This is a genomic window from Desemzia sp. FAM 23989 (assembly GCF_045528345.1).
Lineage (GTDB): Bacteria > Bacillota > Bacilli > Lactobacillales > Carnobacteriaceae > Desemzia.
This window is the reverse complement of sequence record NZ_JBGQQT010000001.1, coordinates 17,354-32,263: the sequence shown is the minus strand read 5'-3', so window position 1 is coordinate 32,263 and position 14,910 is coordinate 17,354. Positions and strand designations below refer to the sequence as shown.

Below are 14,910 nucleotides of genomic sequence, written 5' to 3'. Positions count from 1 at the left end.
AAAAATTTATGAACCAAAAATCTTTTAGATAAACCGAATCAAAGTTTAACCAAGATTTTTAAAACTCAATTCAAATTAACCTATCTTCCTAATTCCTCTGCAAACCAATAGAAGTTGGCGTTTCATAGCCAACTTCTATTTTTGTATCTTTATTTAACGAACATCGCATCTCCAAAACTGAAAAAACGGTATTTTTCTTGTACCGCATGCTCATAGGCAGCTAATACATTCTCTCTCCCAGCAAATGCACTTACCAACATCACTAGGGTTGATTTTGGTAAATGAAAATTTGTTGAGAAAGCTTCAACTATTTTAAATGTATATCCTGGAGCAATAAAGATATCCGTCCAGCCACTGTCGGCTCTTAGTTCACCATCAAATTTCGTTCCAATAGTCTCCAAGGTACGAATAGAAGTTGTTCCAACGGCCACAATTTTCCCGCCATTCTCACGCACTTGATTTAATTGGTCTGCAGCTTCTTGAGTGAAATTGTAAAATTCAGAATGCATTTTGTGTTCTTCGATGTTGTCCACACTTACTGGTCTAAATGTTCCCAGCCCAACATGCAGTGTCAAGAAGACTAATTCTACACCCTTTTCTTTAATTTGCTCTAAGAGTTCTGGTGTGAAATGCAAGCCCGCTGTTGGTGCTGCAGCCGAACCATTTTCTTTCGCATATACTGTTTGGTAACGTTCTTTGTCTTCTAATTTTTCTTTGATATATGGAGGCAGAGGCATTTCTCCTAATGATTCCAACACTTCTAGAAAAATACCATCATAAGTAAATTCAACGATTCGACCACCATGTTCCAACTCTTCTTTGACCACCGCTTTTAGACGTCCGTCTCCAAATTGGATCATTGTGCCCGTTTTAGCTCTTTTAGCTGGTTTAATTAGCGTTTCCCAGTTATCACCTTCGTTATTTTTCAATAACAATACTTCAACGTGACCCCCAGTTTCTGGTTTAACTCCATACAAACGAGCTGGTAATACGCGAGTATCGTTCATAACCAACGCATCTCCTGGATTTAACTCGTCTAAAATAGAAGTGAAATGAGTGTCTTTCACTTCTCCTGTCTCTTTATTTAGCACTAACAATTTTGAGCTCGAACGATCAGCCAATGGAGTTTGTGCGATCAGTTCTTCAGGTAGTTCAAAATCAAAATCTTCTGTTGTCAACATTGCCATTTCTCCTAATCTATTTATCTATACTGGGCATAGGATAGCCTAAATGTTCATATCCTAAAGCAGTAACTATTCTACCGCGCGGAGTCCGTTGAATCAAGCTGTTTTGCAATAAGAACGGCTCTACCATATCTTCAATGGTCTCGATTTCTTCACTGATATTTGCAGCAATGGTTGATAAACCAACTGGCCCTCCATTATAGCTTTCAATCATTATTCTCAGCAGCTTCTGGTCAACAGTATCTAATCCTTTGTCGTCAACTTGCAGCATTCTTAAAGCAGAATTTGCTGTACTTTCCGTAACTACTCCGTCAGACTCTACTTGAGCGTAATCCCGTACCCGTTTCAGCAATCGATTGGCTACACGAGGTGTTCCTCTTGAACGTCTGGCGATTTCTATCGCTCCGCTTTGAACAATACTGGTTTGAAAAATATCTGCCGAACGCAAGACAATATCAGTTAAGTCTTCCACTGTGTAATATTCCATATGCGATACAATACCAAAACGGTCTCGTAACGGAGCTGAAAGTTGTCCAGCACGCGTCGTTGCTCCTACTAAGGTAAATGGAGGCAACGGGAAATGTACAGGGTGTGCGTTTGGTCCTTCACCAACAATAATATCAATGAAGTAGTCTTCCATAGCTGAATATAGGACTTCTTCTACTATTTTTGGCAAGCGGTGTATTTCATCAATGAATAATACATCTCCTGCTTCTAAATCGTTTAATAACGCTACTAAATCACCTGATTTTTCAATGGCTGGTCCACTAGTTGTACGAACGTTAACACCTAATTCATTCGCAATAACCATTGCCATAGTTGTCTTCCCAAGTCCAGGCGGTCCATACAACAGTACGTGGTCTAATGCTTCTTGTCTTAGTTTTGCTGCTTCAATATAAATGGATAGTTCTTTTTTCACTTTGTTTTGCCCAATATATTGACTTAAGTATTGAGGACGCAAAGATTTCTCCACTATTTCTTCTTGATCACCCTCAACATCTCCAGAAATAATACGCTCATCATAAGCCATATGCACTCACCTCTTTTCCGACTTATTTTTTCATCAATAATTTTAAACCTTCTCGTAAATAAGCATCTGTCGAATCTCGCTCTATTTTTTCTAATTCGCCAGCAACTTTTTTCACTTCTCGAGCAGAATAACCCAAAACTTTCAAAGCTTCAAGTGCTTCTTGTATATGAACATTTTCGTTCTCTTCTCCCAGAGATAAAGCAGTTCCTTGTATGTCAGCCCATTCGATATCCAGATCGCCTAATTTGCCTTTTAAATCTAATACGATTTGCGAGGCAGTTTTCTTACCGACTCCTGGGAAATTCGTTAAATAATTGGCATCATTGTTTTCTATCGCATGAATCAATCCAGCGTGGTCTTCGTTTGCTAAAATAGCTAAGCCACTTTTTGGACCGATCCCTGAAACATTCAATAATTTCAAATACAATTTTTTTTCATTTAAATTCTTGAATCCATACAATGTTATATCATCTTCCCTAACAGCTTGGTGAAGATAAACCGTTACTTCTTCGTTCATCTGAGTAGAAAATCGATACGGATTCGCTGCATAGATCTGATAACCGATTCCTTGATTTTCCACCACTACATAGGCAGGACTCACATAAGTCAACGTACCTTTTATGTACTCATACATCACACAATTCCCCTATTCCTTTTTCATGCAAACAGCACACTTGTTCCCTCCATTTTATCACACAACCCTACAAAGAACCAGAGAGCGTAAAAAGTCGTTTAGCTCTCGTAGAAAAAAAGGCTCTTCATCTTCTAACGTTGGTAATGAACATTCGAGAACTGAGTTTCTAATAGATTTAGAATAAAAAAGAAGTGTATTTTCTACTCACCAACGTCAAATGTTGTAGAACCAAAAAACCAAAGAAAAAGCTGCCTCGCTATGAGACAGCTTTCTCTTTAATGACCGTTTTGCTTAGGCGAACAGCTTATGGTATTCTGAATAACCTTCTTCATCTAATTTTCCAACTGGCACAAAACGTAAGGCAGCTGAATTGACGCAATAGCGTAAACCGCCAGCTTCCATCGGTCCATCTGGAAAAACATGTCCTAGGTGAGAATCAGCTTCTTTACTGCGTACTTCAATTCTTCTCATCCCATATCGAGTGTCCATATTTTCGATGACTTCTTTGCTTTCGATTGGTTTAGTAAATGAAGGCCAACCGCAACCCGCATCGTATTTATCATTTGATGAAAATAGCGGTTCTCCACTAACGATATCGACATAGATACCTTCTTCATAAAAATCATCGTATTCTCCTGTAAAAGGACGCTCAGTTCCTTCGTTTTGGGTGACTTCAAATTGTTCCGGAGTTAATCGTTGTTTCAATTCTTCTTTTGAATATTTTGCCATACTTTTCACTCCATCCTTATTTCACTTTAAGTTTGTTCGATTGCTTACTAATAGTCTACCGCATTTCCGTTTGGATTTCAATTGACTGAATTAGTTTGATGATTCGGGCCCTTACTGATTTCCAAATATCATAAACAATATGATTCCTAAAATAATGTAGCCTATCCCTAACCCAATAAAAATGGCAGATATGAGACTTTTCGGTCGTCTCTGTACAAAGTTTTCTTTCGGTTTTTCTTTGTTGTAATAAACATCTAGTGAGGATCCAATAGGAAATAATTCTTGCATAGGATTCGTAGAAAAAGCGCTGTTCCGTTTGATATGCAGCGATTGATCAAATTTACCACTCGTCACTTCTGCATCTTTATAGGCTAGGCTTTTTTTCTGAAAAACTGCACGGTAAATCAGCTTTCCTTTGTAGTTCTTCCCATTTACTTCATATTGAACGACAGGCAGCCAAACTCCATTTCCTCTTGAATTGAAACCCGTCACTTCACCAATCGTTTTCGTTGTGCAACGATCTAATTTTTTGGTGGTACTGATTTTGATCAAGACACCAATTACGATAAGAATAATTGCTAAACCACAGAATAAGGTCAGCATCAAAGCAGCTCCATTTAGTTCCATTTAATCTCTCCCATAAAATAGTGCTTTACTTGTTTAGGTTTTTTTGACGAATTGTGTTTTACAATTGGGACAAGTAATACGGATCTTGTTCTTTCCTTTTGGAACACGTATTTTTTGTTTGCAGGAAGGACAATTGTAAAAGCGATAGTGTTTTCTCTGACTCCAACGATTTTTGAACAACTGGAATTGTTTGTTGACCGTCCGTTTTATAGTTAAGTAGTTCTTATTTTCTTGCCAGCGTTTGGAAGTATTTTTTGACAATATCCTTACATAAGAGTACACAATGAATCCCAATCCTAAAATAGAAAAGAAGGATAGATTAGTCACATTGGCTAGTAAGATAAAAATCAAACTAGTTACGATTAAAAATTTTGAATATTCATCTACTCCATACCGATCTTGCATAAAACGACTGACTTTTATTTTTAATGTGTATATAAATTTAGCCATAACTTATCTATCTCCTCTACCCCCTTATTTAATGAGGGTCTTGAATCCGTTTAAACATTTTTTCCATGTCCTTATTGCCAAAATGAATGATCACAGGTCTTCCATGCGGACAATTATAAGGATTTTCTGTTTTTGCTAAATCGGCTAATAAATTTCTTGCTTCATGGGCATTCAAATAATGGTTCGCTTTAATCGATTGTTTACAGCTCATCATGATAGCTGTTGCTTCTCTAAATTTGGCTACAGAAATTGACCCATGTTCTAGGAGAAGATCGATCATTTCTCGCACTATTTTTTCTTCTTCACCAGGTGTAAACCATACTGGATGTCTGCGCAACAAGAAACTGTTTTGGCCAAATGGCTCAAGATATATGCCAACTTCTTCTAATGACTCTTTGCTCTCTTGTATCTTTATCGCATCGCTATTGGGATAATCCAGCATGATCGGCACCAGCAATTCTTGCAAATCAGAACTGACCTCTCCGATTTTCGTGCGGAAATATTCATATTTAATCCGTTCTTGTGCAGCATGCTGATCCAGAATATACAGCCCTTTTTCATTTTGAGCAAATAAATATGTCCCATGCATTTGGCCAATGTATTCTAACCTAGGAAGTTGTTTGTTTTCCACTTCTTCTGCCATCATTTTTTCGGCTGCCTTTACATGCGATCCTTGGTGCAGCTCAGCTAAATCGCTTAGCGTATCTAAGGATTCACTAAAAGACACTTTTTCTTCCATTTGAGAACCTTTTACTTCATCAGCAGATTCCTTCTCGTTTTCCTGTTCATTAAGGTAAAATGGGTCTTCATTTGTTTCAGATCGCGCACTTTCCTTATCAGCGTAAATAGATTCAGCCTTAACAGGGGAAGAAAATTCTGTGTTCCCTTTAGTAGAAATATCTGGAGAAACTTGCCAATTCTCTTTATGCATTGTTTGATCAGGTTCATCTTCATTGAATTCCATTTGAATTTGTTCCGGCTTATCCATGGTTCTTTTAACTTTATTTTTGAATCCTAAATTCTCTAAAGCATCTGGAATAAGCTGTTCTTTGCTGAGGGCTTCCCGAATGGCTTCTGCCAGCAGCTCCATCAATTCTTTTTCATTGCTGATGCGGACCTCTTGTTTTGTCGGGTGTACATTCACATCTACCAATAAGGGATCCATCTCGATTTCAATCGCCGCAATCGGAAAACGGCCCACCATCAATTTTGAACCATATCCTTGGACGATCGCTTTATTCAACAAATAGTTCTTGATGTAACGCCCATTGATAATAATCGACAAATAATTCCGACTAGCTCTTGTGACTTCTGGCAAAGAAACATACCCGCTTATCTTAAAATCTAAGTTCTCATTTTCGATTGAACGCATTTTTTTAGCTATCTGCACGCCGTATATCCCCGCAAGAGTTTGTCTCAAATCTCCATTCCCAACTGTCCGCAACATTTGATTCCCGTCATGTACTAGACGAAACGCAATGTTTGGGTGACTCATAGCTAAGCGGTTAAGAATGTCTCCAATATTCGCCAATTCCGTTTGCAACGTCTTAACGTATTTTAAACGTGCTGGCGTATTGAAAAAAAGATTTTCAACGGTTATTTTTGATCCTTTGCGTGCATCACTAGAGCGCTCTTCAAGTACTTTCCCGCCTTTTAAATACATATAAGTACCTTTTTCACCACCCGTTGAGGTTTCTAATGTGACTTCGGAGACTGAAGCAATACTAGGTAAAGCTTCTCCTCTAAAGCCCAAAGTACGTATCCGAAATAAATCATCTCGAGAATGAATTTTACTAGTAGCATGGCGCTTAAAGGCTTTTTCAACTTCCGAAGCAGGGATTCCATCTCCATTATCGATCACTTCGATTTTTCTCAAACCTGCTTCTTCGATTCGAATATCGATCTGAGTACTATGCGCATCGATGGCATTTTCTACTAATTCTTTGACAACAGATGCAGGGCGCTCGATCACTTCACCAGCAGCAATCTGGTTGGCGAGCATTTCTGAAAGTTCTTCAATTTTAGCCACTCATACCATCTCCTTCACATTTCCTAGTCTTGTAATCGTTGCTGCAACTCATTTAATTCATTTATCGCCTCTAAAGGAGTAAGTGTGAGCAAGTTCAGTTTTTTCAATGCCTGAATCACCTCTTTTTCTGCTGGATCTTCGAAACTAAACAGAGACAATTGTTCTTCTGAAGATTCTGCTGCAAGGAATTTTTCTTCTTCTACTTTGTCTTCAACCTCAACAACTTCCTGGACGATAGGTTTTTGCTGCTCTAATTTAATCAATATCTTGGAAGCCTTTTTCAGTAATTCGTGAGGTAATCCAGCAAGCTTGGCTACTTGGATCCCATAACTTTTGTCTGATGGTCCTGGGAGCATTTTATGCAAGAAAACCAATTCTCCCTCTTCCTCAACGGCTCCAACGTGACTATTTTTCAAACGAGGCAGTTCGTTTTCTAAAGCTGTTAGCTCATGGTAATGAGTAGAAAATAACGTCTTAGCACGAACATTCTCATGAATGTATTCAATAATCGCTTCTGCCAAGGCCATTCCATCATAAGTAGCTGTTCCCCGTCCGATTTCGTCAAATAAAATCAGACTATTTTCGGTAGCATACGTTAATGCTTGATTGGCTTCCATCATTTCTACCATAAATGTACTTTGACCAGAAATTAAATCGTCTGCGGCACCGATACGCGTAAATATCTTATCAAATATCGGCAGCTTAGCTTGATCCGCTGGCACAAAGCAGCCGATTTGAGCCATAATGACCGTTAACGCCAATTGACGCATGTAGGTGCTTTTCCCTGACATGTTCGGACCAGTGATCAACATAACTTCTGTATCTTTATCCATCTCAACATCATTTGGAACATAGGTTTGTTGCCCTAATACTTTTTCCACTACCGGATGTCTGCCTTCAGCTAAATGGATTTCTTGGCTGCCTTGACTCATGACTGGTCGTACATAATGGTATTTCTCACTCACAACTGTAAAACTTTGCAGCCCATCAATGGTTGCTACTGTTTTAGCCAAATTTTGTAAACGTTCAATAGAGTCTTTTACTGCTTCTCTAACTTCTGTGAACAATTCATATTCTAGTGCAGTAGATTTTTCTTCTGCCTCTAAAATAATCGATTCTTTTTCTTTTAGTTCAGGGGTAATAAAACGTTCTGCATTAGCAAGAGTTTGCTTCCGTTCATATCTTCCCTCAGGCAAGTTCGCCAGATTAGATCTGGTTACTTCAATATAGTACCCGAATACTTTGTTGTAGCCGATCTTCAAGTTTTTAATTCCCGTTTGCTGTCTTTCTTCAGCTTCCATACTAGCGATCCACTGTTTCCCATTTCTCATTGCGTCACGGTATTCATCCAACTTATCATTGAAACCGTCTTTAATGACGCCGCCGTCTTTAATCGCAATTGGCGGATCATCATGAATCGCGCGCTCTATCAACTCTACGACTTCTGAAACTGGATCCAATTGGTTCAACAATTGAGTCCATTCTTCTTGTTGATTCATGCTTTCAATTAGACCAATGATCAAGGGAATCTGATTTAACGACGTTTTTAATTGAATCAAATCGCGACCATTCACATTTCCAAATGCAATTCTGCCTGCAAGGCGTTCCAAGTCGTAGACTTTTGTCAACACTTCATTTAAATCACTGCGTTCAAAAAAGTGGTTCAATAAATTTTCCACTATATTTTGTCTCGCTTCGATCTTCCCTTTATGGACCAACGGCCGATTGATCCATTGTTTCAACAGTCTGCCCCCCATAGCGGTTTTTGTTTCATCCAACAACCACAATAAAGTTCCTTTTTTCTGTCCTTCACGAATGGAAGTCGTTAATTCTAAGTTTTGTTTTGAATAATGGTCCATTTTCAAAAAATGGGCCGGAACGTATTCCTCAGCAACTTGCAGGTGATCTAAACTTCTTTTTTGCGTTTCTCCTAAATACGTCAACAATAGTTTTAAGACCATTTGTTTCGATGCTGACTCCACATTCTTCATTAAATCAGCGAATAAAAATTCTTTCTCACTCCATTTTTGAGTGGAAATCAATATCCCTAATTTTGTATTCAGCTCTGTTTGGGCCTCGATCGACTGCCCTTCAACGAAAACCGTTTCTTTCGTTTTCAGACTGATCAACTCACTCACTACTTCTTCTTTGGTGTCTACTTGAGTGACCTTCAGCTCCCCCGTGCTTAAATCTACATACGCCAAATTAAAGCGACGATTATCGTCTATGTGTAGAGCAGTCAGATAGTTGTTGCTTTTACCGTCTTGGCTTTTTAGGTCCATTGCTGTTCCAGGAGTGATCACTTGTACAACATCACGCTTGACCATCCCTTTAGCTTGTTTAGGATCTTCCATTTGCTCACATATAGCAACTTTGTATCCTTTTGCGATCAAAGTATCGATATAGCCCTGAGCTGCATGATAGGGAACTCCACACATAGGTATAGGATCATCGGCATTTTTATTTCGACTTGTCAGCGTTACTTCCAATAACTGAGAAGCTTTGATTGCATCTTCATTGAACATCTCATAAAAATCACCTAAGCGATAAAAAAGAAACGCATCTGGATACTGCGCTTTCATTGCTAAATATTGTTCCATCATTGGGGTGTGTTTAGTTTTTTGAGGCATTTAATCATTCCCCTATTCTATCTACATTTTAATTCTTTTCCATTAGGCAAAGAAGCCTATTTTTCATTTATGTTTAGCGGTCTAATCCAAAAGGACGATCTTCATTGATCATGATCGGTTCGATTTTTTTGGCTTTTCCTGTCACATCATCTATTTCAATGTAGCAAGCAGATAGGATTTGCCGTCCTTCATTAGGCACTTCAAATCTTGTGGGCAGTTGTGTTGTAAAGCGGCGAAGAACCTGTTCCGTTTTCATCCCCAATACAGCATCGTATGGTCCAGTCATTCCTGTATCGGTCAGATAAGCGGTTCCTTCCGGCAGGATACGAGCATCATTCGTTTGTACATGGGTGTGTGTTCCCACAACAGCTGAAACTCGTCCATCCAAGTACCAACCCATAGCTTGCTTCTCACTAGTCGTTTCCGCATGAAAATCGACAAAGATTTTATTGGTGCGTTCTTGTGCTTGTTTGATCAGTTCATCGGCCTTTTTGAAAGGGTCATCGACATCACTCATAAACGTTCTTCCATGCAAGTTGATCACAGCCAACTCATGACTGTTTACTTTAACAAATGTCATTCCCGTCCCCGGTGTCGTCCCTTCTGGAAAGTTAGCTGGTCGAATCATTTTTTTAGCATCGTGAATAAATTCAAAAATATCACGATTGTCCCATGTATGATTCCCCATAGTGACTACATCCACGCCATCTTGTAAAAAACCTTTGTAAATTTTTTCCGTGATTCCACGGCCTGCAGCTGCATTTTCACCATTCAAAATAGTGACTTGTGGTTTATAGCTTTTTTTTATTTTCGGCAAATAGTCATGAACCATATCTCTTCCTAATGATCCTACAACATCTCCTACAAAAATTAATCTCATTCAAAATCCTCTTCTCTAAAGTGTCACGCATAGCAAAAAAATAGACTGTTAACGTTCGCTATATCTCCCTAATTTTAACAAGAATCTGCTTGAAAAGAAAGGTTATCCCATAACGATTCTTTTAAGCATGCCAAAAATAAAGGGATCTTCATCTTCTAGCGTTGATAAAGAAATTTTTAAAGGTTTAGAATTAAATTTTTTTCTCTTACCAACGTCAAATGATGTAGAACCAAATAAAGAAGCGCCGGTTTTTAGGCCGGCGCTTCTTTATTTGAGCATTCATCTTTTATTTCGCGTATTCAATAGCTCTTGTCTCACGGATAACCGTAATTTTAATATGACCTGGATAATCTAATTCTTCTTCGATTTGCTTACGAACATCTCTTGCTAAAGCAATAGCCGTTAAATCATCAATTTTATCCGGTTTAACCATAATTCTGATTTCACGACCCGCTTGGATCGCATAGCTTTGTTCCACACCATCAAAGTTTTTCGCAATAGATTCCAATTTTTCAAGTCTATGAATGTAGTTTTCAAGCGATTCGCTTCTTGCACCCGGTCTAGCAGCAGATAGGGCATCTGCAGCAGCTACTAAGACAGAAATAACAGACGTTGCTTCTATATCTCCATGGTGAGAGGCGATGGCATTGATTACAGTATCATTTTCTTTGTATTTGCGGGCTATTTCAGCACCGATTTCTACGTGAGAACCTTCTACTTCATGGTCCAATGCTTTACCTATATCATGAAGTAATCCCGCGCGTTTAGCTAATGTAACATCTTCACCTAATTCGGCAGCCATTACACCTGCTAATTTAGCAACTTCTAACGAATGATTCAACACGTTTTGACCGTAGCTGGTTCTGAATTGTAAACGTCCGATAATTTTGATCAAATCTGGATGTAATGAATGAATACCGATATCAAATGTAGCTTTTTCCCCAATTTCACGAATGCGTTCATCCATCTCTTTACGAGACTTTTCAACCATTTCTTCAATACGAGCTGGGTGAATTCTGCCATCTTGAATTAGTTTTTCTAACGTCATTTTAGCGATTTCTCTTCTAATCGGATCAAATCCGCTAAGAACAACTGCATTAGGAGTGTCATCAATAATAAGGTCCATACCCGTCAAGGACTCAATCGTACGGATATTACGGCCTTCTCTCCCGATAATGCGGCCTTTCATGTCATCATTTGGCAATGTGACCACTGAAACAGTCGTTTCAGACACTTGATCAGCAGCACTTCTTTGAATAGCTGAAGCAATTAAGTTTTTCGCTCTACGATCTGCCTCTTTTTTAGCTTCATCTTCAGATTGCTTGATCATAACAGCTGTTTCATTCGCCAATTCTTCTTTTGTTTCATTCATAATGATTGCTCTTGCATCATCTCTTGAGAGAGCTGCAACTTGTTCTAACGTTTCTTGCTGCTCAACAATTAAATCTTTGGCCTTTTGCTCTAAATCGTTAATTTGTTGTTGTCTCGAACTTAATCGTTCCTCATTCGCTTCAATATCGTGTTCGCGTTTCTCTAACCCGTTACTTTTACGATCGAGTTTATCTTCTCGTTGAACTAATCGATTTTCTTGTCTAGAGACTTCTGCTCTTCTTTCTTTCAGCTCAACTTCAATTTCAGTTCTATATCTGTGGCTTTCATCCTTCGCTTCTAACAACGCTTCTTTTTTCATGGTTTCTGCTTCTTTGTTTGCATTCTCCAAAATTCCAGTTGCAGTGTTTCTAGCATCATCCAAATCTTTTTCATAAGTTGTTTTGCGGATGATGTACCCAACAAACAGACCGACAACTAAAGTAACGATAGCGAAGGCAATATCTAGTAAGTCCAAATTAACACCTCCGTATCTATTATTTAATTTGTCTTTTAACATTTTCATTTAATTGGCAAATCCCTATTTTTTGCCAAAACTTATATCTATTTAAACTATCTTTTAATAGATAACTTAATTTTAATTGTAGCAAGTTGACATGTCAACTTAAATAAAGATTCAAACAGTAATTCTTATACAAGAATTACTTATATTATTCTATTTTTATTCATTCGTTTAAAAGATTTTATCTTTTATTTCCAATCCTAAGACGAAACAACTTTTATACCGCTTGTTTTCATTTTATGCAAAAAGTCCAATGGAACAGTATTACACTATCCCAATGGACTTTTATGAGCATTTATTTGTATAAAAATTCAAATAAATTAATCTTCTAATAATTCGATTTCTTCATTTGTGTCGTTTTCTTCTTTTTCAACTGGTGGGACAAATTCGCCAAACCCATAAGCTGCACGCACTTTTTGCTCTACTTCTTCTCTTAACTCTGGATTATCTAAGAAGAATTGTTTTGCATTTTCTCGTCCTTGTCCGATTCTTTCATCACCGTATGAATACCAAGCTCCAGCTTTATTGATGATTTCTTTTTCTGCACCTAAATCCACCAGTTCGCCAACTTGAGAAATACCTTTTCCATACATAATATCAACTTCAGCGATTTTAAATGGAGGTGCAACTTTGTTTTTTACAACTTTAATGCGAGTACGATTTCCTAATATTTCTTGTCCTTGTTTGATTTGTTCAGCTCTTCTGACATCTAAACGAATAGTGCTGTAGAATTTCAAAGCTCTTCCACCTGGTGTTGTTTCAGGGTTCCCAAACATAATTCCAATTTTTTCACGAATTTGATTAATAAAGATCACGGTTGTTTTTGTTTTATTGATCGATCCGGACAATTTACGTAAGGCTTGAGACATCAATCGAGCTTGTAGTCCCATGTGAGAGTCTCCCATTTCGCCTTCGATTTCTGCTCTTGGTACCAAAGCCGCTACAGAGTCCACAATAACGATGTCTACAGCTCCACTGGAAACCAATGCATCTGCGATTTCTAATCCTTGTTCCCCAGTGTCCGGTTGGGACAGCAATAATTCATCAATATCTACTCCAAGGGCAGCAGCATATTGTGGATCTAACGCGTTTTCTGCATCAATAAAGGCTGCCGTTCCACCGGCTTTTTGTGCTTGGGCAACAGCATGCAACGCAACAGTCGTTTTCCCAGAACTTTCTGGACCGTAGACTTCAATGATTCTCCCTCTTGGGTATCCGCCTACACCAAGAGCTACGTCTAAAGTCAATGAACCAGAAGAAACAGTAGAAATTTTTGTATCTACTTTATCTCCCATTTTCATTACTGAACCTTTTCCATAGTTCTTTTCAATTTTTTTCAATGCCGCTTCTAACGCTTTTTTACGATCTTCTGACATGTTGTATCCTCCCTGAATTCATTTATCTATTGTTTAGTTTAACTTTAATTTATCCTGCAATCTTTCCTTGATACATTGTTAATCATAACTGTTTGGAAACTAAAAAGCAAGAAAAAAGCGAACAAACATTCGGTTAATTATTAACTTTTTTTGACGGTAAATCCAACAATAAACGGCGAACGATATCTAATCCAGTGAGTACTGTACGTTGTCGGTTGTTATTACGATCTTTGACAAAATGGGAATGATAAGCCGTAGTTTCTTTTCCGGATACAGCTAACCCGATCCAAACACTACCTGCCTTTTCTCCATCGATTTCTTTTGGACCAGCATATCCTGTAAAAGATATTCCGATATCTGCGTCAAACATTTCTTTTATTCTGTCCGCCATCTCTGTTGCGCACTCAAAACTCACAACACCATAATGATCGATCGTTTCTTTGGCTACTCCTAGTACATTTTCTTTTACTCCTTCACTGTAAGAGACTAATCCTCCAATGAAGTTTAAGCTTAACCCAGGAATATTGACCAGTGTACTTTGGAACAACCCGCCCGTTAAACTTTCTGCTGCAGTAATACGATAATCTTTATCCACTAATAAATCCCTTACTACTTGAGCTAAAGAAGTATCGCTTCCTATACCATAAATGTATTCCCCTACAAGATTTCGCACTTGGTTTTCTAGTACATCCAGCAGTTGATTGCATTTTTCAGCCGTTTTTTCTTTAGCCGTTATACGAATAGATACTTCATTCTCTCCAGCATAAGTAGCAATCGTAGGATTCGTTTGATTGTCTATAATGTCTGCTAAAGTATCTGCTAATTGTGATTCTCCAATACCAAATAGACGCAAGACTCGAGAGACTAAGATTTCAGTATCCTCTGCGCGTACCGATAAAATGGGAACAATTTCGTCTCTAAACATAGGTTTTAACTCATTTGGGGGGCCCGGCAAGAGAATGTATTTTCTATTTTCGTGCTCTAAATACATCCCTGCTGCTAAACCCGACTGATTGTTTAAAACAACAGCTCCTTCAATGACTAGCGCTTGCCGCTGATTATTTGTCGTCATTTCTCGCTTCATTTCGTTAAAATAATTAGTGATTTGTTGTTCCGTTTTTTCATCTACTCTTAAAGACAGCCCCAAATGATCCGCTAAGACCTGTTTTGTTATGTCGTCTTTAGTAGGCCCCAAGCCTCCAGAAAAGACAATTAAATCTGCTCTTTGTTCAGCTATTTCAACAGCTTCCTTTAAACGTTGTTCATTATCTCCTACAACAGTATGATGAAATACATCAATTCCCAGTGCTGCTAATTCGCTGGATAAATAACTGGCATTACTATTCACGATCTGCCCTAATAAAAGTTCCGTTCCTACTGCAATAATTTCAGCGTTCATTTATTTATCCCCTTTCTATACTATACACAATGAAGCATCTTCTTTTTTAAT

Annotated in this window: 12 protein-coding genes; all 12 read right to left on the bottom strand. The window is 38.2% G+C overall.

Annotation, left to right across the window (positions count from 1 at the left end; all coding sequences use genetic code 11):
• Window positions 1-149 precede the first annotated feature (149 nt).
• The 12 genes from queA to ACEN36_RS00075 all read right to left on the bottom strand — a co-directional run bounded on the left by queA (window position 150) and on the right by ACEN36_RS00075 (window position 14,859).
• Window positions 150-1,181 carry a tRNA preQ1(34) S-adenosylmethionine ribosyltransferase-isomerase QueA gene (queA, locus tag ACEN36_RS00130; protein WP_407095704.1) on the bottom strand — a complete coding sequence of 344 codons (1,032 nt, stop codon included), beginning with the start codon at window positions 1,179-1,181 and terminating at the stop codon, window positions 150-152.
• Between the two features lie 16 nt (window positions 1,182-1,197).
• Window positions 1,198-2,214: a Holliday junction branch migration DNA helicase RuvB gene (gene ruvB, locus ACEN36_RS00125; RefSeq protein ID WP_407095703.1), complete on the bottom strand. Its 1,017-nt coding sequence runs from the start codon at window positions 2,212-2,214 to the stop codon at window positions 1,198-1,200.
• 22 nt (window positions 2,215-2,236) lie between these two features.
• A complete protein-coding gene (gene ruvA / locus ACEN36_RS00120) occupies window positions 2,237-2,848 on the bottom strand; it encodes a Holliday junction branch migration protein RuvA (RefSeq protein WP_407095702.1) in 612 nt (203 codons plus the stop codon).
• A 291-nt stretch (window positions 2,849-3,139) separates the two neighbouring features.
• Entirely contained in the window at window positions 3,140-3,577 is a 438-nt protein-coding gene (gene msrB, locus ACEN36_RS00115) for a peptide-methionine (R)-S-oxide reductase MsrB (RefSeq protein WP_407095701.1), read from the bottom strand.
• A gap of 111 nt (window positions 3,578-3,688) precedes the next feature.
• Entirely contained in the window at window positions 3,689-4,204 is a 516-nt protein-coding gene (locus tag ACEN36_RS00110) for a DUF3592 domain-containing protein (protein ID WP_407102229.1), read from the bottom strand.
• Window positions 4,205-4,237: 33 nt separating this feature from the next.
• A complete protein-coding gene (locus ACEN36_RS00105) occupies window positions 4,238-4,654 on the bottom strand; it encodes a hypothetical protein (protein WP_407095699.1) in 417 nt (138 codons plus the stop codon).
• Between the two features lie 28 nt (window positions 4,655-4,682).
• Window positions 4,683-6,683: a DNA mismatch repair endonuclease MutL gene (gene mutL / locus ACEN36_RS00100; RefSeq protein ID WP_407102228.1), complete on the bottom strand. Its 2,001-nt coding sequence runs from the start codon at window positions 6,681-6,683 to the stop codon at window positions 4,683-4,685.
• Between the two features lie 23 nt (window positions 6,684-6,706).
• Window positions 6,707-9,313 carry a DNA mismatch repair protein MutS gene (mutS, locus tag ACEN36_RS00095; protein WP_407125735.1) on the bottom strand — a complete coding sequence of 869 codons (2,607 nt, stop codon included), beginning with the start codon at window positions 9,311-9,313 and terminating at the stop codon, window positions 6,707-6,709.
• 73 nt (window positions 9,314-9,386) lie between these two features.
• Window positions 9,387-10,193, bottom strand: a complete 807-nt coding sequence (locus ACEN36_RS00090; protein ID WP_407095696.1) for a TIGR00282 family metallophosphoesterase — start codon at window positions 10,191-10,193, stop codon at window positions 9,387-9,389.
• 286 nt (window positions 10,194-10,479) lie between these two features.
• Entirely contained in the window at window positions 10,480-12,081 is a 1,602-nt protein-coding gene (gene rny / locus ACEN36_RS00085) for a ribonuclease Y (protein WP_407095784.1), read from the bottom strand.
• 323 nt (window positions 12,082-12,404) lie between these two features.
• Window positions 12,405-13,460, bottom strand: coding sequence for a recombinase RecA (gene recA / locus ACEN36_RS00080; RefSeq protein WP_407095695.1), 1,056 nt, complete (start codon window positions 13,458-13,460; stop codon window positions 12,405-12,407).
• 133 nt (window positions 13,461-13,593) lie between these two features.
• The gene (locus tag ACEN36_RS00075) at window positions 13,594-14,859 is read right to left on the bottom strand and encodes a competence/damage-inducible protein A (protein WP_407102226.1); all 1,266 of its coding nucleotides are present in this window, start codon (window positions 14,857-14,859) and stop codon (window positions 13,594-13,596) included.
• Window positions 14,860-14,910: the final 51 nt, after the last annotated feature.